Below are 26,157 nucleotides of genomic sequence, written 5' to 3'. Positions count from 1 at the left end.
TCGATGGTGACGAAACGGAACGGGAACATGCTATAGGCTTGGCGTGACGACGACGATCACTGCAACGCTTCCGCCCCTGTTCGCCGACTGGTTCGCCGGTCGGGGCTGGTCGCCGCGTCGGCATCAGCTGGAAATGGTCGCGGCGGGGCAGGCCGGACAGCACGCCCTGCTGGTCGCGCCGACGGGCGGGGGCAAGACTCTGGCGGGCTTCCTGCCCAGCCTGATCGATCTGGCCGAGCGCGGCCCGAGGCCCGACGCAGGGCCGGGTTCGGGCGTTCACACCCTCTATCTGTCGCCGCTGAAGGCGCTGACCACCGACGTCGAGCGCAACCTGATGACGCCCATCCGGGAGATCGGGCTGAACATCCACGTCGAGAGCCGCACCGGCGACACCAAGCAGTCGAAGAAGCAGCGCCAGCGCGACTTCCCGCCCGACATCCTTTTGACCACGCCGGAACAGTTGGCCCTGTTCTGCGCCTGGGAGGGGGCTAGAAACTATTTCGCCGATCTGAAATGCGTGGTGCTGGACGAGGTCCACGCCATCTGGAGCGGCAAGCGCGGCGACCTGCTGGCGCTGGGGCTGGCGAGGCTGCAACAGTTCGCGCCCGAGATGCGGCGGGTGGCGCTATCGGCGACGGTGGATGATCCAGGCAGGATCGCAGACTGGCTGTCGCCGTCTCTCGCAACACCGGACGCGGTGCGCGTCGTCCTGGGCGATCCCGGCGCGCCGCCGGTGGTGGATGTGCTGGTCAGCGAAGGCCGCGTGCCGTGGGCGGGCCATACCGGCGTCCACGCCATCCCCGAGGTCTATGACGCCATCAAACAGGCAGGCCTCAGCCTGATCTTCGTCAACACCCGCTGGCAGGCCGAGTTCGTGTTCCAGTCGCTGTGGGCGATCAATGAGGACGACCTGCCGATCGCCCTGCACCACGGCTCGCTGGCCGCCGAGCAGAGGCGCAAGGTCGAGGCGGCGATGGCGCGCGGCGACCTGAAGGCCGTGGTCTGCACCTCGACGCTGGATCTGGGCATCGACTGGGGCGACGTCGATCTGGTGATCCAGCTGGCGGCGCCGAAAGGGGCCAGCCGTCTGGTCCAGCGCATCGGCCGCGCCAACCACCGGCTGGACGAGCCCTCGCGCGCCCTGATGGTCCCCGCCAGCCGCTTCGAGATGCTGGAATGTCAGGCGGCGCGCGAGGCGGTGGCCGAGAATGCCTTCGACTGGGAGCCGGAGCATACCGGCACGCTGGATACGCTGGCCCAGCACGTCATGGGCTGCGCCTGCTCCGAACCTTTCGATCTGGCCGATCTCTACGCCGAGGTGACGACGGCGGGTCCCTATCGCGGCCTGACCTATGAAGCCTTCGAGGAGGTCGTCGATCTGGTCGCCACAGGCGGCTATGCGCTGCGAACTTACGACCGTTTCGCCCGCATCGTGCGGACCCGCGACGGCAAGTGGATGGTGCGCAACGCCCAGATGGCCCAGCGGCACCGGATGAACGTCGGCGCCATCGTTTCGGCCGCCAATCTGAACGTGCGCGTCGCCGGGCGGCGAGGAGGCGGCAAACACCTGATCGCAGGCCGCAAGATCGGCGAGGCCGAGGAGTGGTATTTCGAACAGATGACGCCGGGCGACACCTTCGTCTTCGCCGGTCAGGTCTGGGCCTTTCAGGGCATCGTCAAGACGGACGCCCTCGTCTCGCCCGCCGTGGACAAAGATCCGAAGATCCCCTCCTACGGCGGCTCGAAATTCCCGCTGGGCACCTCTCTGGCCGAGCGGGTGCGGCGCATGGTGCAGGACCGCGATCACTGGCGCGTCCTGCCGCCCGACGTGCAGGAGTGGCTGGAACTTCAGGCGGTCCGCAGCGCCATCCCCGAAGCGCAGACCCTGCTGGTCGAGACCTTTCCGCGCGGGACGCGACACTTCATGGTCGCCCATCCGTTCGAGGGGCGGCTGGCGCATACGACGCTGGCCATGCTGCTGACGCGGCGGCTGGACCGGATGGGCGTCGGGCCTCTGGGCTTTGTGGTGACGGACTATTCTCTGGCCATCTGGTCGATCCGACCGATGGACGACCTTGACCTGGACGCCCTGTTCGAGCCGGACATGCTGGGCGACGATCTGGAGGCCTGGCTGGAGGAGAGCTTCATGATGAAGCGGTCTTTCCGCAACTGTGCGCTGATTTCCGGCCTGATCGAGCAGCGCCAGCCGGGGGCCGAGAAGAGCGGGCGGCAAGTGACCTTTTCGACCGACCTGATCTACGACGTGCTGCGGCGGCATCAGCCGGACCATCTGCTGCTGAGGACAGCGCGCGCGGATGCGGCGACCGGCCTGCTGGACGTGGCGCGGTTGGGCCAACTGCTGAGCCGCATCCACGGCCGCATCGTCCATAAGGCGCTGGACAGGCCCTCGCCCTTCAGCGTGCCCGTGCTGGTGCAGATCGGTCGCGAACGGGTCGGCGGCGATGCGGCCGAGATGATCCTGGATGAAAGCGCCGAAGCCCTGATCGCCGAGGTGATGGAAGACGCGCCTGAGGCGCTGAAAGGGGCGGCGTGAAGCAATCGTGCGTCCTTCTCCCCTCGGGGGAGAAGGTGGCTTGCGGAGCAAGACGGATGAGGGGGACGCCCGACACGCGCTCCCGGTCTGACGGCTTGCCTGCGGATACAGCCCCCTCATCCGAGCGGCGCCGCCGCCCACCTTCTCCCCCGAGGGGAGAAGGGCGATGAACGACGCCCTGCGCGAAACCCTGTCGCCCTACCGCCATCCCTGCGGAGGGCTGAAGCTGATGGTGAACGGCGAGCCTTGCGTGTTGCGCTGTTCCGGCGCCCTGTGGCTGCCGGGTCGTCAGGCCCTGATCGCCTCGGACCTGCATCTGGAGAAGGGCTCGGCCTTTGCTGCGCGCGGCCAGATGCTGCCGCCCTATGACAGCCCCGCAACCCTGGCGCGGCTGGAAGCTGAGATCGAGGCGCTGGACCCGCGCATGGTCGTGCTGCTGGGCGACAGCTTCCATGATTCAAAAGCGGTGTCGCGCATGGACGGCGCCCAGCTGGCGCGGCTGGAGAGACTGGCGGCCGGGCGCGACTGGGTCTGGCTGGAGGGGAACCATGATCTGGACGCCCTGGCCGGCGCCCTGGACCAGTTGCCGGGCCGGGTGGTCGAGACGATGGCGCTGGGCGGCCTGTTTCTGATCCACGAACCCCAGATCGAGCCGGCGCCGGGCGAGGTCGCAGGCCATCTGCACCCCGCCGCGCGCGTCGCCGCCTATGGCCGGGGGGTGCGGCGTCCGTGTTTCGTGACCGATGGGCGGCGGCTGATCATGCCCGCCTTCGGCGCCTTCACCGGGGGGCTGGATGTGCGCGATGCGGCGGTGGCGTCCCTGTTCGCGACCGCGCCGCTGGCGGCCCTGCTGGGGCGGGACAAGGTCCACGCCGTCGCCTTCGACCGCCTCAGCTGAGGCGGCGACGGCGCAAGGACGGTTCGGCCGGTCAGCCGACGTGGGGCGTGATGATGCCCAGGGGCAGGGTGGTGACGCTTTTCACCCCGCGCGTGACGATGTGACTCTCGCAGTTGGAGACGATGCCCAGCGTGAGCAGCTTGTCGCGCAGGAACTGGTCGAAGGCGTGCATGTCGGTGGTGATGATGCGCAGGACATAGTCTTCGCGCCCCGTGATGGTGGCGCACTGCACCACTTCCGGCCAGCCCTCGACGGCTTCCTCGAAGATCTGCAGATTGTCGCGCGTCGGCAGGCTCAGCTTGACGATGGCGTAGACCTCGAAGTCCAGACCCAGGAGTCCGGCGTCCAACAGCGTGACACGCTTGCGTATCAGGCCGCTATCCTCCAGTCTCTTGATCCGACGCCAGCAGGGCGAGGCCGACAGGCCGACCCGATCGGCCACCTCGGCGACGGACAGGCCTGCGTCCTGCTGAAGGATGTCAAGGATGCGCGCGTCGATGGGGTCGAGTTCGTCGGCCAAAGGCTTTCTCCGAATTTGCTTTCTGCGCAATAAAATACCCCAAATCGGTATTTGGCAAGAGTGTTTTTGGAAGAGCTAACATTGAGCCGACATGCTATGCCCTGCTTCATAAGGAAACGCGGCCGGTTCAACCGGACGGGAGGCATTGATGAAGAACACCCCGACGCTGTCGCTGCGCGTCCCCGAGCCTTCGGGCCGGCCGGGCGACACGCCTGATTTCAGCCATCTGAAGCTCGACGAGCCCGGCGCGGTCGCCCGCCCCGACGTCAGCACGGCCCCTGCCGAGATGCGCGACCACGCCTTCCGACTGATCCGCGTTCTGGATGATCAGGGCAAGGCCGTCGGGCCGTGGGACCCCAAGCTGGACCCCGAGACGATGCGTCGCGGCCTGAAAGCCATGATCCTGACGCGCGCCTTCGACGACCGGATGCACCGCGCCCACCGTCAGGGCAAGACCAGCTTCTATATGAAGTGCACCGGCGAAGAGGCCATCGCGGTCGCGCAAGGGATGATCCTGAGCCGCGAGGACATGGGCTTCCCCACCTATCGGCAGCAGGGTCTTCTGATCGCGCGCGACTATCCGCTCGCGACCATGATGAACCAGATCTATTCGAACGCCGAAGACCCCATCAAGGGCCGCCAACTGCCGATCATGTATTCGGCCAAGGACTACGGCTTCTTCACTATCTCGGGCAATCTGGGCACGCAGTATGTTCAGGCCGTGGGCTGGGGCATGGCCTCGGCCATCCGCGGCGACGACAAGATCGCCATCACCTGGATCGGCGACGGCTCGACGGCCGAGAGCGACTTCCACTCGGCCCTGACCTTCGCCGCCGTCTATCGCGCGCCGGTCATCCTGAACATCGTCAACAACCAGTGGGCCATCTCGTCCTTCCAGGGCATCGCCGGCGGACTGGACACCACCTTCGCGTCCAAGGGCATCGGCTATGGCCTGCCCGCCCTGCGCGTCGACGGCAACGACTTCCTGGCCGTCTGGGCCGCGACCCAGTGGGCCGAGGAGCGCGCCCGGACCAATCAAGGCGCGACGATCATCGAGCTGTTCACCTACCGCGGCGCCCCGCACTCGACCTCGGACGATCCCAGCCGCTACCGCCCCGGCGACGAGCATGAGAAGTGGCCGCTGGGCGATCCGATCGCCCGCCTGAAACAGCATCTGATCGCTATCGGCGAATGGTCGGACGCACAGCAGGAAGAGGCCGAAAAGGAAGCGGTCGAGAAGGTCCGCGCCGCCGCCAAGGAATCCGAGGCCATCGGCACGCTCGGCCAGTCGCGCCCCAGCGTGAAGACCATGTTCGAGGAGGTCTATGCGACCGAGGACTGGCGTCTGGTCGAACAGCGCCGCGAAGTAGGAGTCTGAGTGATGGCCGAGATCAATGACAAGATTGAAGCCGACATGGTCGACCAGAAGAACGCCCCGGCGTCGGTCGCCCCGGACGCGCCCGCCGTTGCGCCGATGAACATGATCCAGGCCCTGAACTCGGCCCTGGACGTCAAGATGGCCGAAGACCCGACCGTCGTCTCCTACGGCGAGGATGCGGGTTATTTCGGCGGCGTCTTCCGCGTCACCGACCACCTGCAGAAGAAGCACGGCCTGAGCCGCAGCTTCGACGCTCCGATCTCGGAAACCGGCATCGTCGGCACCGCCATCGGCATGGCCGCCTATGGCCTGCGCCCGGTCGTCGAGATCCAGTTCGCCGACTACATCTATCCGGCCTACGACCAGATCGTCTCCGAAGCGGCCAAGATGCGCTATCGCTCGGGCGGCCAGTTCACCTCCTCGATGGTGATCCGCAGCCCCTACGGCGGCGGCATCTTCGGCGGCCAGACGCACAGCCAGTCGCCGGAAAGCCTGTTCACCCACATCGCCGGTCTGAAGGTGGTGATCCCGTCCAACCCCTATGACGCCAAGGGCCTGTTGCTCGCGGCGATCGAGGACGACGATCCGGTCATCTTCTTCGAGCCCAAGCGCCTCTACAACGGCCCCTTCGACGGCTGGCACGAAAAGCCGGTTTCGCCGTGGAAGGCGCAGGAACTGGCCCAGGTCCCGACCGGCAAATACGTCGAGCCGATCGGCAAGGCCCGCGTGATGAAGGAAGGCTCCGACGTCACCATCCTGGCCTACGGCACGATGGTCTGGGTGGCGCTGGCGGGCGCCGAGCATGCGGGCGTGGACGCCGAGGTCATCGACCTGCGCACCCTGGTGCCGCTGGATATTGAGACCATCGAGGCCTCGGTCAAGAAGACCGGCCGCTGCGTCATCGTGCACGAGGCGCCGAAAACCTCAGGCTTCGGCGGCGAACTGAGCGCTCTGGTGCAGGAGCGCTGCTTCTATCACCTGGAGGCGCCGGTGGCGCGCGTGACCGGCTGGGACACGCCCTATCCGCACGCCTTTGAATGGGAATATTTCCCCGGACCGCAGCGGGTCGCTGACGCGCTGAAAGCCGTCATGACGGGAGGTCGCTAAGATGGGTCGTTTTGTTTTCAAGCTTCCTGACGTGGGCGAAGGCACCGCCGAAGCCGAGCTCGTCGGCTGGCACGTCAAGGTCGGCGATACGGTCGCCGAGGATCAGATCGTCGCTGACGTCATGACCGACAAGGCCACGGTCGAGCTGACCAGCCCGGTCGCGGGCGTCGTCACCGCCCTGCACGGCGAGCCCGGTCAGATGATGGCCGTGCGCGGCCCGCTGGCCGAGTTCGAGGTCGAGGGCGAAGGCAACGTCGCCGCCGATGAGCCAGCCCCCGCGCCCGTGGCCGCCAAGGCCGAAGCGGCTCCGGTCGTCGCTGAGGCGCCGAAGGCCGAGGCTGCTCCAGTCAGCGTCCCGGCCGCCGCCGGGGCTAACCACGTCTTCAAACTGCCCGATGTCGGCGAAGGCACGGCCGAGGCCGAGCTGGTCGGCTGGCACGTCAAGGTCGGCGACGCGGTTCAGGAAGACCAGATCCTGGCCGAGGTCATGACCGACAAGGCCACGGTCGAACTGACCAGCCCGGTCTCCGGCGTCGTCGTCGCCCTGCACGGCGAAGCCGGTCAGCAGATCGCCGTCGGCGGTCCGCTGGTCAGCTTCAAGGTCGAGGGCAAGGGCAATGTCGCCGAGGCTCCAGCGGCTGCTCCGGCGCCCGCCGCCAAGGCTGAGAAGGCCGCACCGGCTCCTGTCGCCGCACCAGCCGCCAAGCCTGCTGCTGCGCCCAAGGCCGACGCCAAGCCCGTTCCGGCCCTGACCGGCCGCCAGCCGGGCGAGCGCCCGCTGGCCTCACCCGCCGTGCGCAACCGCGCGCGCGATCTAGGAATCGACCTGGTCTTCGTGCCGGGCAGCGGCCCCGCCGGCCGCATCGAGCACGCCGATCTGGACGCCTTCGTCGCCCGCGGCGGCACGTTCGCCCCGGCCACGGCCTCAGGCGGCTCGCTCTACGCCAAGGCTGAGGGAACCAACGAAGTCCGCATCATCGGCCTGCGCCGCAAGATCGCGGAGAAGATGGCCGAGAGCGTGCGTCGCATCCCGCACATCACCTATGTCGAGGACATCGACATGACGGCGGTGGAAGAGCTGCGCGCCCACCTGAACGCCCAGAACAAGGGGACGGGGAAAGCCAAGCTGAACGTCCTGCCCTTCATCGCCCGCGCCATCGTCGTGGCCCTGAAGGACCAGCCGAACATCAACGCCACCTATGACGACGAGGCGGGCGTGCTGACCCAGCACAACGCCGTCCATCTGGGCATCGCCGCCCAGACGCCGAACGGCCTGATGGTCCCGGTCGTCCGCCACGCCGAGGCGCGCGACGCCTATGACACGGCCGAGGAGATCGCCCGCGTCTCGGGCGCCGCCAAGGACGGCAGCGCCAAGCGCGAGGAACTGTCCGGCTCGACCATCACCATCACCTCGCTGGGCACGCTCGGCGGCGTGGTGCACACGCCCATCATCAACCACCCCGAAGTCGCCATCGTCGGTCCGAATAAGATCGAAGAGCGCGTCGTGGTGCGGAACGGCCAGATGGTCGTGCGCAAGATGATGAACCTGTCCTCCAGCTTCGATCACCGCATCGTCGACGGCCATGACGCGGCGATCTTCGTGCAGAAGATCAAGACCCTGCTGGAGAACCCGGCGACCTTGTGGATGTAGAGCGGAATGCGAACGTCGCTCGCAGCAGCCTTTGGCGCATTCATACTGTGCCTCTTGGGACCGAGCGCCACCATCGCCTGCACGGTGATGTTCGATGCTGACCATTCTGCAGATCTTGCAAGGCAGCGCTTGCATTGGGATCAAGCTGACAGCGTCGTTTTGGCTCGGCTCAATGGACGTGCTTGGCTCACGCGCGACCATGCGCGGCTAACCTGGCGCACCGTGGCGATCATCAAAGGGACTGTCGGCCCCGAGGAGATCCACCGTATGCGGCATATCAACGGTGTCGACAGGGAATGCGGCTTCTTTCCTCCCGAGCGCGGCACGGTCGTGGTGCTCTATCTGAGACGTAACGGCTTGCCGACACGTCTTCTTCCCAACTCTGGCTGGTCCATCATCGACAGTGATGGACCTCGTTTCATCTACGATCCGCGTATCGCCGAAGCTCTTCGGGCGGCAGCTGATCGACTAAGGAGCCTGAACAGGTGACCCAGACCCTCAAGACCAAAGTCCTGATCATCGGCGCCGGAACCGGCGGCTATGTCGCAGGCATCCGTTGCGGCCAGTTGGGTCTGGAGACCGTGCTGGTGGATGCGTCACCCGGTCTCGGCGGCACCTGCCTGAACGTCGGCTGCATCCCCTCCAAGGCCATCATCCACGCGGCGGGCAAGTTTGAAACGGTGGCCAAGGCCGCCGGCGACGGCACGCTTGGCATCACCGCCTCCACCCCGGCCATCGACCTGTCCAAGACGGTCGAGTGGAAGGACGGCGTGGTCAAGAAGCTGAACGCCGGCGTCGCCGCCCTGCTGAAGAAGGCCAAGGTCAAGGTCATCAAGGGGTGGGCCGACTTCTCGGACGCCAAGACCTGCACGGTGAAAACGGACGACGGCGACATCCGCATCACCGCCGAGCACGTCATTCTGGCCACCGGGTCGGAGCCGGTCGAACTGCCCTTCCTGCCGTTCGGCGGCGACGTGATCTCGTCCACCGAGGCCCTGAGCCTGCCCGAGGTTCCCAAGAAGCTGGTCGTCGTCGGCGGCGGCTATATCGGCCTGGAGCTGGGCATCGCCTTCCGCAAGCTGGGCGCCGAAGTCGCTATCGTCGAGATGGCCGAGCGCATCCTGCCGCTCTACGACAAGGCCCTGACCGACCCGGTCGCCAAATGGCTGGAAAAGCACGGGGTCCAGCTGTTGCTCGGCGCCCGCGCGGGAGGGTTCGGCGACGGCAAGCTGAACGTCACCGACAAGGACGGAAACCCGATGCAGTTGGACGCCGACAAGGTGCTGGTCACCGTCGGCCGCCGCGCGCGGACCCAGGGCTGGGGCCTGGAGAACATGGGCGTGGCCATGAACGGCCCGTTCGTGAAGATCGACAATCGCTGCGCCACCAGCATGAAGAACGTCTGGGCCATCGGTGACCTGACCGGCGAACCCATGCTGGCGCACAAGGGCTCGGCGCAAGGTGAAGTCGTGGCCGAAATCATCGCCGGTCATGATCGCGTGTTCGACCCGACCACCATCGCCGCCGTCTGCTTCACCGAGCCGGAGATCGTCTCGGCGGGCCTCGGCCCTGACGACGTCAAGGGCCGCGACGACGTGATCCAGGCGGTCTTCCCCTTCGCCGCCATCGGCCGCGCCCTGGCCATCGAAGCGGGCGAGGACGGCGGCTTCGTCCGCGTCATCGCCTCCAAGTCGGATCACCGTCTGCTGGGCGTTCAGGCCGTCGGCCAGCATGTCTCGGAGCTGTCCAACAGCTTCGCCCAGATGCTGGAAATGGGCGCCGTGCTGGAGGACGTGGCCGGAACCATCCACGTCCACCCGACGCTGGGCGAGGCCTTCCATGAGGCCTCACTGCGCGCTCTGGGTCACGCCATACACATCTGAGGGCGCTATCGCTCGCGATGCGGTCGCTCGCTGCTTGAGCGCAGTCGAGCAGGCCGCGATCGTCGGCCCTTCGGGACCTCCCGACCCGACGCGGCCTGGGGGTCCTTTTACCCCGCTCGAGGCAAGAAAAAGGGGCCGTGCGAACGACATCGCGCGGCCCCTTCGTGTATCTGGCGTTCGTCGTCAGTGCTTGGCGGGAACGCGCGTGTCGGTGGCTGGATCGACGGCGCCGGGGCGGCCCTCGGCGGCGGCCTGAGCCTGTTTGTCTTCCAGCTTGTCGGCGACCTTGCCGGCGCCGTCTTCGACAGCCTGAGCGGCCTTCATGGCGCCGGATTCGATGACTTCTCCGGTCTGGGCGGCCACGTCGGCAGCCTTGTCGCCGGCGGCTTCGGCGTTGGCCTCGGCCTTGTTCTGCTCGGCCTGGGTGCAGGCGGCGGCGCCGAGCGCCAGAACCGAGGCGACGGCGATGGTCAGGGTGCGGATACGCATGGGTGATAGCCCCTCTGAGATGTGAACCTTGGCCTTAACGCGGCTGGCCCGCACAGGTTGCGATCGGCGTCAGTCCAGATCGATCGGCAGCGTCTGGCTGGCCAGCAGCCGCTCCGTCGTCTTCCAGTGATCCGGCCCCTGCCGCTCGACCCAGGCCTGCACCATGTCGCGGCCGAGGCCATAGTTGATGATGTAAGAGCGATACGTCTCGATGAAGCTCAACCGCTGCGCTGCACGGTCGCGCGCGACGAGGCTGTATTTCTGCAACTGGTCCAGCGCCGTCTCGCGGTCGATGCGCCCGGCCAGATAGGCGTCCGCCACAGTATACTCCGCCCGCGCCAGCTCGCGCGTCAGGGCCAGAAGCTGCGTCTGCGCCTCCGCCGTCGCCGGGTCCAGCCCCGCCAGCGGATACAGCACGCGCGCCTCGAAATCCGTCCGCTCATGGCCGGGGAAGGCCAGGTCGATGCCGTAGTTGGCGCTGCCCTCGGCGATGAAGGACATGGGGCTGAACAGCGGATAGACGCTCATCTCGACCCAGCCCTTGTCCTTGACGAAGGTCTGTTCCAGCAGGGCGTTGTAGACGTGGTGCCCCGGATAGCCCTCGTGGCAGCCCAGATCGACCGCGCGGTCGATATAGATCGGCAGGTCGGTGTTGACCTGGATCAGGCTGAAGGCCCCGCCCTTGAACCAGTTGTAGCCCGACCACGGCTGATCGGTGACGAACTCCAGGGTGAAGGTCTCTCCGGCGGGCAGGGTCATGTGCTGTTCGGTGCGCGCCTTGCACTCGCCGATGGCGGCCCGCATCACCGTGTCCAGCCGGTCCTTGGGGATGACGTAACGGGCGCGAAACGCCGCGACCCGTTCCGCCAGCGGCCCCTCGCCGGGGACCAGGGCGTCGATGCGCGCCAGCACCGGATCGTAGGACGACAGGGGCCGCAGCTCCGGCCGCACGCCGAACAGGGCCTCGGCCTCGTCGGCGAACCCCATCTTCTCGCCCTGAAGCATCCGCAACCGCGCCGAGGCCGCCGCGACATGGGCCTTCAGATAGGCGCGGCGCTGACGGCTCTGGGCGTCCAGGCCGCGCTCGGGCAGGGCGTCCAGACGTCGGCTCAACGCCGCCGCGCCTTCGGCCAATTGGGGCAGGGCGCGCGGGTTGGCCTTGGCCGCCTCGGCCCACTCGGCCGGGCCGTAATAGGCGTCGACATAACCCGGCTCGCGCTCGCCGATCTCCAGCGTCAGGGCGACATAGTCGCGCGCGACGGCGTCCAGACTGTCGGCGTCCGGCTTCTGCGCCGCAGCGCAGGCGGCCAGAACGACGACGGCGCCCATCAGGGCGGCGATGGTGGCGACACGCATGGAAATCTCCCTCTCTCGCCCCTGACGCTAGGCGCTCCGGCCCCTCTCGCCAAGAAGCGACCAGCGGAAGGCAGTTCAGGGATTGAGACCGCCCCGCCCATGCTGTAAGCACCGCCCTCCGGCCTCGTCGCCGCAGACGCACCCGTAGCTCAGCTGGATAGAGTGCTGCCCTCCGAAGGCAGAGGTCACAGGTTCGAATCCTGTCGGGTGCGCCAGTCTCAAGCACATCGTTGAACACACGCTGGCGCGCAACCGTTGTCTAATCGACTGCCTGCACCGCGATCCAGTCGCTGATGGTCTTCACGATGGCGGGGCTGAGGCTCATAGCTCCCGCCCGATGCTGTCCCGGCGCGAACCCTTCGCCACGCAGAAAGAAGTGATCCTCGTGGGGCAGCACGATGAACGTCATTTCGGCGGCGGGATTCTTTTTCGCAAGGAAGACAGGCAGATTCTGCAATGGCGAGGTGAGCGAATCCGCATCGCCCCAGACCAGCAGGGTCGGGTCGGTGATCTGTCCAAATACGGGCGCGGGATCGTGGCTCAGCCAGACCTGCATTTCCTGGCTGGCCATCCGGTCAACGAAATCGGTCTTGTTCTCAGCGATCTCTTCGGGCGTAGCCCGCGCCAGGTCGAAGAGGCGATCGACCCCCGCCGCCACGGCGGCGCGGTCGGCGGCGATGGACGCTTCCGCTATGACGTCGAAGGCGGCGCGGAGGCGTTGGTGGTCTTCAGGGCTGTGGTCGGGAAAACGCGCAGGGTTGGATTGCTGCTCGACCCACACGGCGCGGCCCTGTCGGCTGGGGGCGCCGAGCAGCACCATGAAGGCGACGGCGTCCTTGCGGTCCGCCCAGATGGATGAAGCGACCAGGGCGCCTTCGCTATGGCCGATCAGACCCAACGGGACATTCTGAAGGTCGTTTCGCTGAGCGAGGGCGTCGAATGCGGCGAGGATGTGCGGTTCACGCTGCTTGAAGTGTTGGACGCGCGGTCCGGTGGAGGCCCCGACCCCGGCGTTGTCGATACGAAGGCTGGCGATGCCTTGCTCGGCAAGGCCCTCGGCCAGTTCCTTGAACATTGGGGTTCCTGAGATGATCTGATTGCGCCCATGCGGACCTGCGCCTTGGATTAAGACGACCGCGGCGCGGGCGGGGCTTTCCGGCAAGGTCAGCGTGCCGGCCAGAACAGCATCACCAGATGGTATGCTGACCTCGACATCCGATTGCGCCCAAGACGCCATGGGAGCGAGTGAAAGGGCCGCTAGAAGAGCTATGGCTGCGTATCGCATCTGAATGTCCACAAGTTGGAACGATGCGATTAAGAGGCGAGCTTAGCGGTGATAGATGCGGATTAACGAAATTTAACTGACGTACAGGCCGGATCGCGGCAGTGCAGACGTGAATTCCGCTAGGCTCTCAACGATGTTGGGAAAGATGGCGCACCCGAAGAGATTCGAACTCCTGACCCCCAGATTCGTAGTCTGGTGCTCTATCCAGCTGAGCTACGGGTGCGCACCGCCTTGCGGGCAGGGCCGGGTATCTAGCGGGTCGCTTTCGGGCTGGCAAGTCGGTTTTCTAAGAAAAACTTGAGAAAATGCAGGGTTGGCCTGAGCGGGCGCGGGGCCTAGGCATAAGGCGACCTGGAACGTGCTGGAGAAACTGCGTGCGCGACCTGCCCTTCTCGACCTTCCGTCCCGCCCGCCGCATGACGGCCTTGATCGCCGGGACGGCCGCTGCGACCCTGTTGCTGAGCGGATGCGCGACCTCGGCGGTGGACGTCGGCGTCGCGCCGGGAACGCAGGCGCAGGCAAGCCAGACCATCGCGCGCGGGCCGTTCGTGTCGGCGGCCAATCCGCTGGCGGTCGAGGCGGGGATGAAGGTGCTGGCGCGCGGCGGGTCGGCCGTGGATGCGGCCGTGGCCGTGCAGGCGGTGTTGGGGCTGGCTGAGCCGCAGTCGTCGGGCCTGGGCGGCGGCGCCTTCATGATGTTCTATGATGCGCAGAGCGGGGCCGTCACCGTCTATGACGGACGCGAGACGGCGCCGGCCGCCGCCACGCCTGAACTCTTCTATGAGAACGGCAAGCCGTTGGCCTTTGTCGATGCGGTGTTGAGCGGGCGCTCGACCGGGGCGCCCGGCGTGGTGCCCATGCTGGCCCTGGCGCAGAAGCAGCACGGCGTCCTGGCCTGGTCGGAACTGTTCGGCGACGCCGAGAAACTGGCGCAGGACGGCTTTGTCGTCAGCGAGCGGCTGGCGGGCATGATCAACAGCGACGCGCCTCAGGCGAAGACCCGCTGGGCGGGCGAGTATTTCACCAAACCGGACGGCGCTCGCTATCAGGCGGGCGAGACGTTGCGAAACCCGGCCTATGCCGAAACGGTGCGCCGTATCGCACGGGACGGGGCCGCCGCCCTGCAACAGGGGCCGTTGGCCGAGGCTATCGTCGCCGCCGTGCATGAAGGCCCGCGTCCCGGCGCCCTGACCACGGCCGACGTCGCCGGCTATCGCCCGATCGTGCGCGAGGCCGTGTGCGGTCCCTACAAGATCTACACCATCTGCGTGCCGCCGCCGCCGTCCAGCGGGGCCTCCATCCTGGAGTTGCTGGCGATGGCTGAGCGGACGCCGGACATCGACAAGGGCCCTGACAGCCCCGAAGCCTGGGCCGCTTTCGGCCAGCTTCAGCGGCTGATGTACGCCGACCGCGACCGCTATTTCGGCGATCCGGCTTTCGTCAGCGTTCCGGTGGCTGGTCTGCTGGACCCCGCCTATGTGGCCGAGCGGGCGGCCCTGGCGCCGGGCCTTCGCGGGGCGGCGCCTTATGGCGTTCCGGCGGGGGCGCCGAATGTCGGCGCTGACGCTACGCGCGAACCGGCGGGGACGTCGCATCTGGTCGTGGTGGATGCGCAAGGCAACGCCGTCAGCATGACCACCACGGTCGAGAGCCTGTTCGGCTCGGGCCGTATGGCGGGCGGCTTCTTCCTGAACAACCAGCTGACCGACTTCTCCATGGTCCCGACCGCGTCGGACGGCACGCCTGCAGCCAACGCCGTGGCGGCGAACAAGCGGCCGCGTTCGTCGATGTCGCCTGCCCTGATCCTGGATCGCGAGGGGCGTCTGGTCGGCTTGCTGGGCTCGCCGGGCGGCTCGTCGATCCTGGCCTATAACGCCAAGGCCCTGATCGGCGCCCTGGCCTGGGGCCTGCCGCTGCAGCAGGCGTTCGACCTGCCGAACCTGGTGGCCAAGGGTGACGGCTTCGGCGCCGACACCGAGGGCTTCCCGGAGGCGGTGCGCGAGGGGATGGCGGCGCGCGGCGTGGAGTTGAAGCCCAATACGACCGAGACTTCCGGTCTGCACGGCGGCCTGTGGCGGAATGGGCGCTGGGACGGCGGCGCGGACAGCCGTCGCGAGGGCGTGGCGCGGACGCAGTAAGGGCTGCGAGGCCGCTTAGCGCGGCGGGCGGATCGTCAGTTGGAAGGCCACCAGGCCTTCCGACACGTCGGTGTTGATGCCCTGATAACCGCGCAGGCCCTTGGCTTCGATTTCGCGGTAGACGACGCCGAACGAGCTCTGCACCGCGCCCCGGCGATAGGCCACGCCGATGGAGGCGTCGCCGAGATAGGTGCCGGCGTCCTGGCTGACGCCCGAGCGGGCGAAATCGCCGTCGCGCGTGCGGGCGAAGTTGTAGCCGACCGCCCGCTTAGAGCCTGCGGCGTACAGATACCAGCGCGGGCGCTCGCCGAAGGCCTCGTCGCCGTTGGGGGCCAGGCGGTCCAGGTTTTCGCCGATGCGCAGGGTGGCGCCCGCTTCGGCCGAGGGGCCGTCGCTGCCGACCCCGAAGCCGGCGTGCGGCGTCAGCGACACCTCCAGCCCGGACGGGGTGCGGCCGCTGGCCGCTGTCCAGCCGCGCGTATAGGTGACGTCATAGCTCTCGCCCGAGAAGGCGACGGGGTCGAGGGCGCGGGGCGGCGCGGGCGAGCCGTCCGCGTGGCGCAGCTCGCCGGTGGTCGTGATCCGCAGACGGTCGGTGAAGCCGTCGCCCGCGAACCAGGCCTCTTGCCGCAGTTGGCCTGTTTCGGCGCTGAGACGAGAGGCGTTGTTGAACTGGACCGGGGCGCCGAAGGCGGCGTCAGGCTCGGCCGAGAACGGCAGACGGCTGTCGATCAGGGAGGCGGCGTCTTCGAATCGGACGGCCTCGCCGCCGCGCGCGACGATGGGGCCTTCGGCGTCGACCTGGGGCAGGGCGGAAGCAGGCATGGCGGAAACAGGCAGGGGAACGACAGCAGCCGCCCCGATCGCCAGTCCTGCCCATGCCATGCGCCGCATCAACGGTCCCTCCCGACCCGTTAACGGTTCCACTGTGCACGAACGCCGGGGAACCGCAACGGACTCTTTTGCGCCTTAATCCTTATCAAACGAACGAAGCCGCCCGGAGAGGGTTCCCCGGGTGGCTCAAAGGCGATGGCGATGACGGCTAAGGCTTGCCTTACTGGCAGGCCAGGCACTCGTCGTAATCGGTCGGGGCGGCCGAGAAGAGATCCGGCTGGTTCGGATCGATCTCTTCTTCCTGTTTGTCGTCGGCGCCGGCGAAGGCGGCGCGCTGCACCGACTTGGAGCGCAGATAATAGAGCGACTTCAGGCCCCGCTCCCACGCCGACCAGTGCAGCATGTGCAGGTCCCACTTGTTGACGTCGCCGGGGATGAACAGGTTCAGCGATTGCGCCTGGCAGATGTCGCCGGTGCGGTCGGCCGCCAGTTCGATGACCCAGCGCTGATCCAGTTCGAAGGCGGTCTTGTAGACGGCCTTCTCCTCGTCGCTGAGGGCGTCCAGATGCTGAACCGAGCCTTCGTTCTCGAGGATCGAGGACCAGACGGCCTCCGTGTCGATGCCCTTCTCGCCCAGCAGCTTCTGCAGATAGGGGTTCTTGACTGCGAAGGATCCCGACAGGGTCTTGTGAGTGTAGATGTTGGCCGGGATGGGCTCGATGCCCGCCGAGGTGCCGCCGCAGATGATCGAGATCGAGGCGGTCGGGGCGATGGCCAGCTTGTGGCTGAACCGCTCCATCACGCCGCGATCGGCGGCGTCGGGGCAGGGGCCCTTCTCTTCCGCCAGGGTGCGGCTGGCCTTGTCGGCCTCGCGGCGCAGGTGCTTGAACAGGCGCATGTTCCAGCTCTTGGCCATGGCCGATTCAAAGGCCACGCCCTGCGCCTGCAGGAAGGAGTGGAAGCCCATCAGGCCCAGACCCACCGAACGCTCGCGCTGGGCCGAATAGACGGCGGCCGCCATCGACGACGGGGCGCGGGTGATGAAGTCCTCGAGCACATTGTCGAGGAAGCGCATGATGTCCTCGATGAAGCGGGGCTCCTCGCGCCACTCCAGGAAGGTCTCGGCGTTGACCGACGACAGGCAGCAGACGGCGGTGCGCTCGACGCCCTTATGGTCCAGGCCCGTGTGCAGCATGATTTCAGAGCACAGGTTGGACTGCTTGACCGACAGGCCCAGGTCCTTCTGGTGCTGCGGCATCTGCCGGTTCACCGTGTCCGAGAAGATCAGATAGGGCTCGCCCGTCTGCATCCGGATTTCCAGGATCTTGGTCCACAGGTTGCGGGCGTCCACGGTTTTGCGCACCTCGCCGTTCTTGGGCGAAACTAGGTCGAACGGCTTGCCGTCGCGCACCGCCTCCATGAAGGCGTCGGTGATGTTGATGCCGTGGTGCAGGTTCAGCGAGCGGCGGTTGAAGTCGCCCGACGGTTTGCGGATTTCGAGGAATTCTTCGATTTCCGGGTGGTGGATGTCCAGGTAGACGGCGGCCGAACCGCGACGCAGGGACCCTTGCGAAATCGCCAGCGTCAGGCTGTCCATCACGCGGATGAAGGGGATGATGCCCGAGGTCTGGCCCGCGCCCTTGACCTTTTCGCCGATGGAGCGGACGCCGCCCCAATAGGTGCCGATGCCGCCGCCGTTCGAGGCCAGGGAGACGTTCTCGTTCCAGACGTTCTGGATGCCGTCCAGGCTGTCGTTGACCGCGTTCAGGAAGCAGGAGATCGGCAGGCCGCGATCGGCGCCGCCGTTCGACAGGACGGGAGTGGCGGGCATGAACCACAGCTTCGACATATAGTCGTAGACGCGCTGGGCGTGCTCCGCATCGTCGGCATAGGCCGTGGCGACGCGGGCGAACATGTCCTGATAGCTTTCGCCCGCCAGCAGATAGCGGTCTTCCAGCGTCTTCTTGCCGAATTCGGTCAGCAGGGCGTCGCGCGTGCGGTCCAGTTTCAGGCCGCCCACCACCTTCAGTTCCGGCTTCAGCTCGATCGGAGCCGGGGAAACCTTAGAAAATTCCGTCGTCTGCAACGCTTCGCCGCCAGCCATTTTCGTCCCTGTCCCGAACAAATGCGATTAGAAGGCCGTACCGGTTTGAGACACTACATCTAGTGGCTGCTCGCCGGTGCTCGGCTACATATATGGGTACACATCCCTAACCGCAGGTAAAGCTCTTGACGGGAGCTTTTCAGACGAATCGGTGGGCGGCTGATCACACCCTGTGGAAATGACTCAGGAATTGGCCCGGTCACATTTTTCACCGAACGCGCGTCGATTTCTGCGGCGGCGAGACGGGAACGGCCAGGCAGCTTGGCCGTTAGCGCCCCATGGCCCCGCACCCTACCGCTTTTCTGACCCGCGCGCTGCGTGTCGCGCGCACTGAAATCGCCGCTGTGGCCGCCATGCTGGTCGTCGCCCTGGGGGTGCTGACCTTCATCGAGGTGGCGGACGACATGCGCGAGGCGGACGGTCAGGCTTTCGATCATGCGATGCTGGCGGCGGTGCGGCCCTTCGCCGACGATCCGGGGCGACCGTGGGGGCCGTGGTGGCTGCACGAGGCGGCGGCGGACCTGACCTCGCTAGGCGGCATATCGGTCCTGTCCCTGTTCGCGATCATCGCCATCGGCTTCCTGCTGATCATGAAGAAGCGGCTGTCGGCGCTGATGCTTGTGGTCGGCCTGGCGGGCGGGGTGGCCCTGAGCGAGGGGCTGAAAGCGCTGTTCGAGCGGGAGCGGCCGCCGCAGATCTATCAGGCGGTCGATACGCTGAACGCCAGTTTCCCCTCGGGCCACGCCCTGCTGTCGACGGTCTTCTATCTGACGCTGGGCGTCATGCTGACGCGCGCCTTTCCGCGTCGGCGGCTGAAGGCCTATGTCTTGGGTTGTGCGGTGGTGATCGCCCTTCTGATCGGGCTGACGCGCATCTATCTGGGCGCCCACTGGGCCTCGGACGTATTTGCGGGCTGGAGCGTGGGCGCCGCCTGGTCGATGGCGCTGTGGCTGGTCGCCTACGCCGCCGAGCGCCGTCAGCGCCTGCATGATGCGCCGCTTCAGGACGCGCCCTGATCGCCCCTTAGACGCCCGCTCCCTTAGACCAAGGTCTAGCGCCGCGACGGCGCAAGGCTGTCGGATAAAGAAGGACGACGTTTCAGGAGTTGCCCATGACCGATTTCGCCGCCCTATACGCCGAACGGCTGACGACGCCCGAGGCGGCGGCCGCCCTGATACCGTCGGGCGCCAAGGTGGCTATGGCCCTGGGCGTCGGCCAGCCGCCGGCCCTGCTGAAGGCCCTGGCCGACCGGGCCGAGGCGCGGCAGGTCGGCGACATCAACCTCTACTACCTGCTGTCCACCGCCATCGCGGGCGAGACGGTGATGCGCTACGAACTGACCGACCGCATCCGCCCGCACAGCCTGTTCCACGGCGCCATCGAACGGAAGCTGGAGGCGCGCGCGATCGAGGAAGGCCGCCGCGCCGTCTGGTTCGTGCCGACCGGCTTTCAGCAGGCGCCTCGGGTGCTGACGCAGGAGATCGGCGTCGACACCCTGCTGGCGACCGTCTCGCCGATGGACGCCGAGGGCTATTTCAGTTTCGGGACCAACACCGACTACGCCCTGGCCGTATCGAAGAGCGCGCAGCGGGTGATCCTGGAGGTCAATCCGCACATGCCGCGCGTGTTCGGCGACTGCCGCGTCCACGTTTCTCAGGTCGCGGCCCTGATCGAGCATTCGGCGCCCCTGCTGGAGGCGGGCAGGGCGCCGCAGCAGCCGCAGGATCTGGCCATCGGCGCCCTGATCGCGGGGCTGGTCGAGGACGGGGCGACGTTGCAGATGGGCATCGGCGCCCTGCCGGACGCCGTGTGCGCGGCCCTGCACGATCATCGCGATCTGGGCGTCCACACCGAGATGCTGACACCGGGTCTGGTCGAACTGATGAAGGCGGGCGTCGTCACCAATGCGCGCAAGACCCTGCATCCCGGCAAGACGGTGTTCACCTTCTCGATGGGCGACCGCTCGACCTATCAGTTCCTGCACGAGAACCCGGCCGTCGAGGCCTATCCGGTCGACTATGTGAACGACCCGGCCGTCATCGCCCGCAATGACAGGATGGTCTCGGTCAACGCCACCCTTCAGATCGACCTGTTCGGGGCATGCTGCTCCGAATATCTGAACGGGCGGCAGTATACGGCGGCGGGCGGCCAACTGGACTTCGTGCGCGGAGCGGCGGTGTCGCAGGGCGGCAAGTCGATCATCGCCTGCCATTCGACGGCGGCGAAGGGGACCGCCTCGCGCATCGTGGCGCGGCTGGACGGTCCGGCGACGACGCCCCGCAACGACATCCACTACGTCGTCACCGAGCATGGGGCGGTCAATCTGAAGGGACTGACCGACGACGCCCGCGCCCGCGCCCTAATCGGCCTGGCCGCGCCCGAGTTCCGCGAGGGGCTGGAGTTGGAGGCGAGGGCGATGGGTCTGATCTAGGCCCTAGCCCTCCCAGCCGTCGTCGAACGGGAATCGCTCCGCCCAGAAGTCTTGCAGGGCGGGCAGGGCGTCGACGCGGCGCACGACCTCGGCCATGCCCGGCGCTTCGGCATAGAAGCGGCGACGGCGCGGCGTCCAGCGGCTGGCGACGGCGACAGAGAGGTCCAGCACCGTCATCTCCTCGCCCAGCAGGAAGCGGCCGGGCGTAACCTGACTGTCCATCATCCGCCAGCACGCGGCGATGCGGTCGAGGGTGCGCTGCTGGATTTCGGCCTGAGCCTTTGGATCATCGCCCCCGAGGCGGGACGGCTCGTCCCGCACCCAGAACATCGAATAGATGGAGGCGGGGATGAAGCTCATCCAGCGCAGAAACTGCGCCCGGCGCGGATCGTCCAGCGTCGGCGACAGCCGCGCTTGCGGATGGGCGTCCGTCAGCCAGATCAGGATGGCGGCGCTTTCGGTGACGACCTCGCCGCCGGGCGTGACCAGGGCGGGCACCTGGCGCATGGGATTGACCGCCGCCACCTTGTCGCGCTCCGCCTCGCCTTCCCAGGTCGGCGCCTCGACCACCCGATAGTCCAGTCCGATCAGCCGCAGCGTGGCCTCGACCGGAACAGAGCCGGATCCGGTGGCGCCGTAAAGCGTGAAAACCATCCCCATCTTCCTCCCCAATTTCCTGTCATCGAAACACCATATCTAGCGGTCGAGAGAAATGTGATCGCTAGATGTGCGCATCTTCCCTTGTCCCCGCGCGCTGACGGACGCATGGTGAAACGCATCTTCTCCGGATTCGCCCCAGGTCTTTTTCGATGAACGCTCCCGCTATCATTCGTCCCGGCACGCCCGGCCTGCTGACCCCTTCGGCCGCCTACAAGCCGTTCCGCTATCCGTGGGCCTTCGACATGTGGAAGAAGCAGCAGCAGGTCCACTGGATGCCCGAGGAAGTCCCGATGGGCGAGGACGTCAAGGACTGGGCGGCCAATCTGAACGACGGCGAGCGCAACCTGCTGACCCAGATCTTCCGCTTCTTCACCCAGGCGGACATCGAGGTGCAGGACAACTACATGGAGCGCTACGGCCGGGTCTTCAAACCGACCGAGGTGAAGATGATGCTGGCCGCCTTCGCCAATATGGAGACGATCCATATCGCGGCCTACGCCCTGCTGCTCGAGACGATCGGGATGCCGGACAGCGAGTTCGGCGCCTTCATGGAATACGAGGCCATGAAGGACAAGCACGACTACATGGGCCAGTTCGGGGTCGACAGCGACGCCGACATCTGCCGGACCCTGGCCATGTTCGGGGGCTTCTCGGAGGGGCTGCAGCTGTTCGCCAGCTTCGCCATGCTGATGAACTTCCCGCGCCAGTCCAAGATGAAGGGCATGGGCCAGATCGTGTCCTGGTCGGTGCGTGACGAAAGCCTGCACTGCGAGGGCATCATCAAGCTGTACCACGCCTTCAACAAGGAGACGGGCGCCGTCACCAAGGCCGTGGCCGACGACATCGTCGACTGCTGCAAGACGGTGATCGAGATGGAGGACAAGTTCATCGACCTGGCCTTCGAGATGGGCCCGGTGAACGGCATGACGCCCGACGACATCAAGGCCTACATCCGTTTCATCGCCGACTGGCGCCTGCGCCAGCTGAACCTGCCCGAGGTTTACGGCGTGACCGAGAACCCGCTGCCCTGGCTGCAGTCGCTGCTCAGCGGCGTGGAGCACGCCAACTTCTTCGAGGCGCGCGCCACCGAATACTCCAAGGCGGCGACGCAGGGGGCCTGGCACGGCGCCGACGGCGTCTGGGACAGCTTCGACAATATGATGAAGCGCCGCACGGACAGCGTCGAAGCCTGATCCGGCCCGCTGCGACTAAGTAAAAAGGCGCCGCTGACGCAAGGTCGGCGGCGCCTTTTCTATTGCTGAAGGCTTAGTTCGGCCCCTGACGCCCGGCGTTGCAGCGGGCGCGGTCGCCGCGTTCGCAGGCGGCGACGGTGGCGCGCCAGTCGGCCATCTCGCGGTCATAGCGGGCCTGGGCTTCCCCGGCGGCGCGCAGATCGGCCTCGTGGCGTTCGCGGGCGGCGCGGGCGTCGGCCTCCGTCTGATCGAGCTCGGCCTGCCAGCGCCGCTGCGCCTCGGCCTGCGCGGTCTGATTGGCGCGGTCTTCGTTCTCGGCCAGATCGTTCTGGGCGACGATTTCGGCATTCAGAGCCTGGGTCCGACGCAGTTCGTCGGGGTCCTGCTTCGAATCGGGCGCGCGCCGGTAGCGCTCGCCCTTGATCAGCATTTCGGCGACGTGGTCGCGCGACTGGGTTTGGGCCTGAGTCTGCGGCTGGTCGGCGCGGGGCGCCGTCGACTGGGCGCCGGCGGGCGCGGCGAGGGCTGTCAGAGCTAGCGTCAAGGCCAGGGTCTGGGGCAGGACCCGGGCGGCGTTTCGCGGGGCGGAAAAGCGAATCATCGAAATCTCCTTCGGACGCGGCGACGGAACGCTGCAAGCTTGGCGTTTCCGAGGCTTCAGGGAAACAACGCTTTGTGAGCCGGTTTGGCTGCCTGTCAGATCGGCAGGCGCAATTCGAACCGTGCGCCCCAAGGCCCGGTGTCGACCAGCGTCAGCGAGCCGCCGTGGTTCGCCGCCAGTTCGCGCGAAATGGTCAGTCCCAGCCCCGTGCCGTCCGTCTTGCTGCCGCTGACGAAGGGCTCGAACAGGCGCTCGGCCAGGCGCGGAGGGATGCCGGGTCCGTCATCGGCGATGAGGATGGCGGCCTCAGCCCCTTCGGTCGCGGCGCTGACGGTGATGGCGCCCTTGCCTCCGGTCTCGGCGTTCGCCTCGATGGCCTGCCGGGCGTTGCGCATCAGATTGACCAGGATGCGGTGAAGTTGGTCCGGGTCGGCGTTGACGGTGAAGCGGGCGGGCAGGTCGCGCACCAGCTTGACCCCGTCCGGCTCCAGTCCGGCGTCCTCGGCGGCGGCGGCCACGGCGCGGGCCAGCAGCATCTTCTGACGCTGGGGCTCCGGTTCTTCGGTCTTGCCGTAGGCCAGGACGTTGCGCGCCAGGGTCGAGGCGCGCCCCAGCGCCCGCTCCAGCCGGGGCAGGGCCGTCGCCACCAGCGGGTCGGACGAGGTCGACAGCCGCTCGGACGCCATCTGGGCCGACGTCAGCATGTTGCGCAGGTCGTGGTTGATCTTGGCCACCGCCTCGCCCAGCGCCGCCAGACGGGCGCGCGAGCGCAGGGACTGGCGCACCTCCTCCTGCATCCGCGCCAGTTCGCGCTCGACCCGGCCGATCTCGTCGCGGCGGTTGGACGGCGGTTCGGCCGGGCTTTCGGGATCGGCGGCGAAGCGCTCAATCGAGCGCGTCACCCGGCCCAGCGGCTGCAGCACCAGATAGGACAGGGCGGCGTACAGAAGGCCGCCCGCCATCGCCGCGATCAGCAGGGCCACGGCCAGGTTATTGCGCAGGAAAGTCGCCAGTTCCTTCTTCAGCGGCTGGGCCGGGGCCAGGATCTCGATCAGGTCGCCCGAGCGATAGCGCGGCGCCGCCTGCACCCGCAGCGAACGGTCCGGGTGGCCGAACAGGGTCTTCCACGGGTCCAGCAGCCGCGCGCCGACATTGCGCTGGCGCAGGTCGATCAGTTCGGGCGCGCGCGGCAGGTTGGGGGCCTGCAGCAGCAGGCGGCGCACGCCTTGTTCGCCGACCACGACCGACTGCACCCCGCCGATGCTGAGCAACTGCTCCGCCGTCGTATCCTCCACCGCCGAATAGGGCAGGGCCTCGACCCCGACCGAGGCCAGTTCGGCCGCCTGCAGCCGGTCCATCAGCCACCGCTCCTGGAAGGAGGCGGCGCTGGGCACGATGATCAGGCCGACGACAGACAGGGTGAAGACGACTGTCAGCACCAGCAGCCGCACCGACAGACCGTCCGGCGACGGCAGGGCGAACCGGCGGCGCGGCTCGGGCCTTTCCGTCACCGGCGTGACTTCGGGCGCATGGGACTGCATCTCGCCGACCGTCATGACGCCTCCATGCGGGCGCGGCCGCGCAGCTTCTGGCCCAGCTTGAGCAGCAGGGGAAGCAGCATCGACAGGAAGGCCACGCCCATCAGGGGCCAGAAGAACTCGGCGAACAGGCTGCGGATGTCGGGGTTCGGGTTGGTGATCAGCACCTCATGCAGGCTGTCGCCGATCCAGCAATAGATGATGTGGGCGGGCAGCAGGCCGACGAAGGTGGCGATGACATAGGGGCGCAAGGGCGCCGCCATCACGCCCGCCGCCACATTGATCATGTGAAACGGCACGGTGACGACCAGGCGGGCGATCAGCACATACCAGAAGGTGTCCTTGTCCACGCCCGCGCAGACTCTGTTAAGCAGGCCCGTATCGGCGGCGGCGCGGCGGCGCAGGGAATCGCCCAGGGCCGTGCGCCCGACATAATAGACGGCCAGGGCGCCGACGGTGGCGGCGAAGGCGGTGGCCACGCCCCCGACCCACGGCCCGAACAGATAGCCCGCCGTCACGGTGATGAAGACCACGCCCGGCACCACGCTGGCCGTCAGCAGGGCGAAGACCAGCATCAGGGCGCCCAGCATCAGCAGATAGCGTTGGGCGACCAGCGCCTCCAGCGCGGCGCCGTGCTCGCGCAGGGTCTCCAGCGACAGATAGCGATTCCAGCCCATGCCGAAGATCAGGGCGGCGGCGGCCAGCAGCACGGCCAGGGGCAGAAATCTTTTGACCCGGTCCAAACCGCGCTCCGTCCTCTTCCTTCTGCATCCCTAGCGGATTTCCAGCCGTCGCGCGCGTCTGTCGAGCGCACGGAAAAGCGGCTGTGGCGTTGACTCCCGTCCTGTCGCCGCTTATACGCCCGCCTCTCTCGCGGCTGACGCTTGTGTCTGTCGCCAACCCCAGTAACCCGGAGCCGACCGTGAAGCGGACCTATCAGCCGTCGCGACTCGTGCGCAAGCGCCGTCACGGCTTCCGTTCGCGGATGGCCACCGCGAATGGCCAAAAGATTGTCGCGCGTCGCCGCGCCAAAGGCCGCAAGCGCCTGACGGCCTGACGTCACGCGCCCATTTCCCTTCAGGGCGGGGCGCATGACCGATCTGATGAAAATCGATCGCCTGTTGAGGCGGCCCCAGTTTCTGGCGGCCGCCAAAGGCGTTTCTCAGGCCCGAGGCGCCGTGGTGGTCCAGCAGTTGGACCGCGCCGATGGCGACCCCTCAGTGCGCCTTGGCTTCACCGCCACCCGCAAGATCGGCGGCGCCGTCGTGCGCAACCGCGCCAAGCGCCGTCTGCGCGAGGCCGCGCGCCTGCTGACGCCGCTCCACGGGCGGGCGGGATGCGACTATGTGTTCATCGCCCGCATGGGCACGGCGGACCGTGACTGGGACCGCTTGCTTGACGATGTGAAATCGGCCCTTACAAGGCTCGCAACCCCGCGCGCGGCTCCCGATATGGGAGAACGGGCCGTTTCGCCCGCTCCGATACCGACCCGCGTCCCCTCCGACCCGCGCCCCGCCGACCAGGACCGCTGATCCCG

General features: G+C 67.3%; 23 protein-coding genes and 2 tRNA genes. 14 read left to right on the top strand and 11 right to left on the bottom strand.

The window, feature by feature from the left end; translation table 11 throughout:
* Window positions 1-43: 43 nt before the first annotated feature.
* Window positions 44-2,554: a ligase-associated DNA damage response DEXH box helicase gene (locus RSD66_RS15035; RefSeq protein ID WP_415288491.1), complete on the top strand. Its 2,511-nt coding sequence runs from the start codon at window positions 44-46 to the stop codon at window positions 2,552-2,554.
* Between the two features lie 166 nt (window positions 2,555-2,720).
* Window positions 2,721-3,452, top strand: coding sequence for a ligase-associated DNA damage response endonuclease PdeM (gene pdeM, locus RSD66_RS15030; RefSeq protein WP_024354934.1), 732 nt, complete (start codon window positions 2,721-2,723; stop codon window positions 3,450-3,452).
* 31 nt (window positions 3,453-3,483) lie between these two features.
* Here the strand turns inward: pdeM and RSD66_RS15025 are convergent, their stop codons facing one another.
* Window positions 3,484-3,972 (bottom strand): Lrp/AsnC family transcriptional regulator, encoded by a 489-nt coding sequence (locus RSD66_RS15025; RefSeq protein ID WP_024354933.1) that lies wholly within the window; start codon window positions 3,970-3,972, stop codon window positions 3,484-3,486.
* 148 nt (window positions 3,973-4,120) lie between these two features.
* Here RSD66_RS15025 and RSD66_RS15020 point away from each other — a divergent pair, with 148 nt between their 5' ends.
* From RSD66_RS15020 to lpdA, 5 genes are read left to right on the top strand one after another with little or no spacing between them, the layout of a single operon-like run.
* Entirely contained in the window at window positions 4,121-5,350 is a 1,230-nt protein-coding gene (locus tag RSD66_RS15020) for a 3-methyl-2-oxobutanoate dehydrogenase (2-methylpropanoyl-transferring) subunit alpha (protein ID WP_024354932.1), read from the top strand.
* Between the two features lie 36 nt (window positions 5,351-5,386).
* On the top strand, window positions 5,387-6,457 hold the full coding sequence (locus tag RSD66_RS15015) for an alpha-ketoacid dehydrogenase subunit beta (RefSeq protein ID WP_415289606.1): 1,071 nt from the start codon (window positions 5,387-5,389) through the stop codon (window positions 6,455-6,457).
* A 1-nt stretch (window position 6,458) separates the two neighbouring features.
* Window positions 6,459-8,108: a 2-oxo acid dehydrogenase subunit E2 gene (locus RSD66_RS15010; RefSeq protein WP_415288490.1), complete on the top strand. Its 1,650-nt coding sequence runs from the start codon at window positions 6,459-6,461 to the stop codon at window positions 8,106-8,108.
* A 6-nt stretch (window positions 8,109-8,114) separates the two neighbouring features.
* Window positions 8,115-8,597 carry a hypothetical protein gene (locus RSD66_RS15005; protein WP_415288489.1) on the top strand — a complete coding sequence of 161 codons (483 nt, stop codon included), beginning with the start codon at window positions 8,115-8,117 and terminating at the stop codon, window positions 8,595-8,597.
* Window positions 8,594-9,991, top strand: a complete 1,398-nt coding sequence (gene lpdA / locus RSD66_RS15000; protein ID WP_415288488.1) for a dihydrolipoyl dehydrogenase — start codon at window positions 8,594-8,596, stop codon at window positions 9,989-9,991. The genes RSD66_RS15005 and lpdA overlap by 4 nt, the downstream gene beginning before the upstream one ends.
* A 183-nt stretch (window positions 9,992-10,174) precedes the next feature.
* On the opposite strand, the gene RSD66_RS14995 is transcribed toward lpdA, so the two are convergent.
* Both RSD66_RS14995 and RSD66_RS14990 read right to left on the bottom strand, forming a co-directional pair.
* Window positions 10,175-10,480 (bottom strand): hypothetical protein, encoded by a 306-nt coding sequence (locus RSD66_RS14995; RefSeq protein WP_024354927.1) that lies wholly within the window; start codon window positions 10,478-10,480, stop codon window positions 10,175-10,177.
* 69 nt (window positions 10,481-10,549) lie between these two features.
* Window positions 10,550-11,836 carry a hypothetical protein gene (locus RSD66_RS14990; RefSeq protein ID WP_415288487.1) on the bottom strand — a complete coding sequence of 429 codons (1,287 nt, stop codon included), beginning with the start codon at window positions 11,834-11,836 and terminating at the stop codon, window positions 10,550-10,552.
* A 138-nt stretch (window positions 11,837-11,974) separates the two neighbouring features.
* On the opposite strand from RSD66_RS14990, the gene RSD66_RS14985 reads away from it, so the two are divergent.
* Window positions 11,975-12,051, top strand: a tRNA-Arg gene (locus RSD66_RS14985).
* A gap of 44 nt (window positions 12,052-12,095) precedes the next feature.
* Here the strand turns inward: RSD66_RS14985 and RSD66_RS14980 are convergent.
* Together RSD66_RS14980 and RSD66_RS14975 are read right to left on the bottom strand one after the other, a co-directional pair.
* Window positions 12,096-13,073 carry an alpha/beta hydrolase gene (locus RSD66_RS14980; protein ID WP_158584944.1) on the bottom strand — a complete coding sequence of 326 codons (978 nt, stop codon included), beginning with the start codon at window positions 13,071-13,073 and terminating at the stop codon, window positions 12,096-12,098.
* 194 nt (window positions 13,074-13,267) lie between these two features.
* Window positions 13,268-13,344 (bottom strand) — tRNA-Arg (locus RSD66_RS14975).
* 193 nt (window positions 13,345-13,537) lie between these two features.
* Here RSD66_RS14975 and RSD66_RS14970 point away from each other — a divergent pair.
* Window positions 13,538-15,259, top strand: a complete 1,722-nt coding sequence (locus RSD66_RS14970) for a gamma-glutamyltransferase family protein (protein WP_415289605.1) — start codon at window positions 13,538-13,540, stop codon at window positions 15,257-15,259.
* 15 nt (window positions 15,260-15,274) lie between these two features.
* Here RSD66_RS14970 and RSD66_RS14965 read toward each other — a convergent pair whose 3' ends face one another.
* On the bottom strand, window positions 15,275-16,153 hold the full coding sequence (locus tag RSD66_RS14965; protein WP_415288486.1) for a lipid A-modifier LpxR family protein: 879 nt from the start codon (window positions 16,151-16,153) through the stop codon (window positions 15,275-15,277).
* Window positions 16,154-16,313: 160 nt separating this feature from the next.
* Window positions 16,314-18,197 (bottom strand): ribonucleoside-diphosphate reductase subunit alpha, encoded by a 1,884-nt coding sequence (locus tag RSD66_RS14960; protein ID WP_415288485.1) that lies wholly within the window; start codon window positions 18,195-18,197, stop codon window positions 16,314-16,316.
* 278 nt (window positions 18,198-18,475) lie between these two features.
* On the opposite strand from RSD66_RS14960, the gene RSD66_RS14955 reads away from it, so the two are divergent.
* Together RSD66_RS14955 and RSD66_RS14950 are read left to right on the top strand one after the other, a co-directional pair.
* A complete protein-coding gene (locus RSD66_RS14955) occupies window positions 18,476-19,213 on the top strand; it encodes a phosphatase PAP2 family protein (RefSeq protein WP_415288484.1) in 738 nt (245 codons plus the stop codon).
* Window positions 19,214-19,308: 95 nt separating this feature from the next.
* A complete protein-coding gene (locus tag RSD66_RS14950; RefSeq protein ID WP_415288483.1) occupies window positions 19,309-20,628 on the top strand; it encodes an acetyl-CoA hydrolase/transferase family protein in 1,320 nt (439 codons plus the stop codon).
* Between the two features lie 3 nt (window positions 20,629-20,631).
* Here RSD66_RS14950 and RSD66_RS14945 read toward each other — a convergent pair whose 3' ends face one another.
* Window positions 20,632-21,288: a glutathione S-transferase family protein gene (locus RSD66_RS14945; RefSeq protein ID WP_415288482.1), complete on the bottom strand. Its 657-nt coding sequence runs from the start codon at window positions 21,286-21,288 to the stop codon at window positions 20,632-20,634.
* Window positions 21,289-21,437: 149 nt separating this feature from the next.
* On the opposite strand from RSD66_RS14945, the gene RSD66_RS14940 reads away from it, so the two are divergent.
* Complete coding sequence (locus RSD66_RS14940) at window positions 21,438-22,481, top strand: ribonucleotide-diphosphate reductase subunit beta (protein ID WP_024354917.1); 1,044 nt, start codon at window positions 21,438-21,440, stop codon at window positions 22,479-22,481.
* Window positions 22,482-22,554: 73 nt separating this feature from the next.
* Here the strand turns inward: RSD66_RS14940 and RSD66_RS14935 are convergent, their stop codons facing one another.
* From RSD66_RS14935 to RSD66_RS14925, 3 genes are all read right to left on the bottom strand, one after another.
* Window positions 22,555-23,082 (bottom strand): cell wall hydrolase, encoded by a 528-nt coding sequence (locus RSD66_RS14935; RefSeq protein ID WP_415288481.1) that lies wholly within the window; start codon window positions 23,080-23,082, stop codon window positions 22,555-22,557.
* 95 nt (window positions 23,083-23,177) lie between these two features.
* Window positions 23,178-24,638 (bottom strand): HAMP domain-containing sensor histidine kinase, encoded by a 1,461-nt coding sequence (locus RSD66_RS14930; RefSeq protein ID WP_346525095.1) that lies wholly within the window; start codon window positions 24,636-24,638, stop codon window positions 23,178-23,180.
* A complete protein-coding gene (locus RSD66_RS14925) occupies window positions 24,635-25,363 on the bottom strand; it encodes a TVP38/TMEM64 family protein (protein ID WP_415288480.1) in 729 nt (242 codons plus the stop codon). Before RSD66_RS14925 ends, RSD66_RS14930 begins: the two co-directional genes overlap by 4 nt.
* Before the next feature lie 179 nt (window positions 25,364-25,542).
* On the opposite strand from RSD66_RS14925, the gene rpmH reads away from it, so the two are divergent.
* Window positions 25,543-25,677, top strand: a complete 135-nt coding sequence (gene rpmH, locus RSD66_RS14920) for a 50S ribosomal protein L34 (RefSeq protein ID WP_024354913.1) — start codon at window positions 25,543-25,545, stop codon at window positions 25,675-25,677.
* Between the two features lie 34 nt (window positions 25,678-25,711).
* Window positions 25,712-26,152 carry a ribonuclease P protein component gene (gene rnpA, locus RSD66_RS14915; protein WP_024354912.1) on the top strand — a complete coding sequence of 147 codons (441 nt, stop codon included), beginning with the start codon at window positions 25,712-25,714 and terminating at the stop codon, window positions 26,150-26,152.
* The last annotated feature ends 5 nt before the right edge of the window (window positions 26,153-26,157 follow it).

Source organism: Brevundimonas sp. S1H14, from assembly GCF_047716865.1.
Lineage (GTDB): Bacteria > Pseudomonadota > Alphaproteobacteria > Caulobacterales > Caulobacteraceae > Brevundimonas > Brevundimonas naejangsanensis.
Note: the sequence above shows the minus strand (reverse complement) of the source record. Positions and strands in the feature narration are given on the sequence as shown.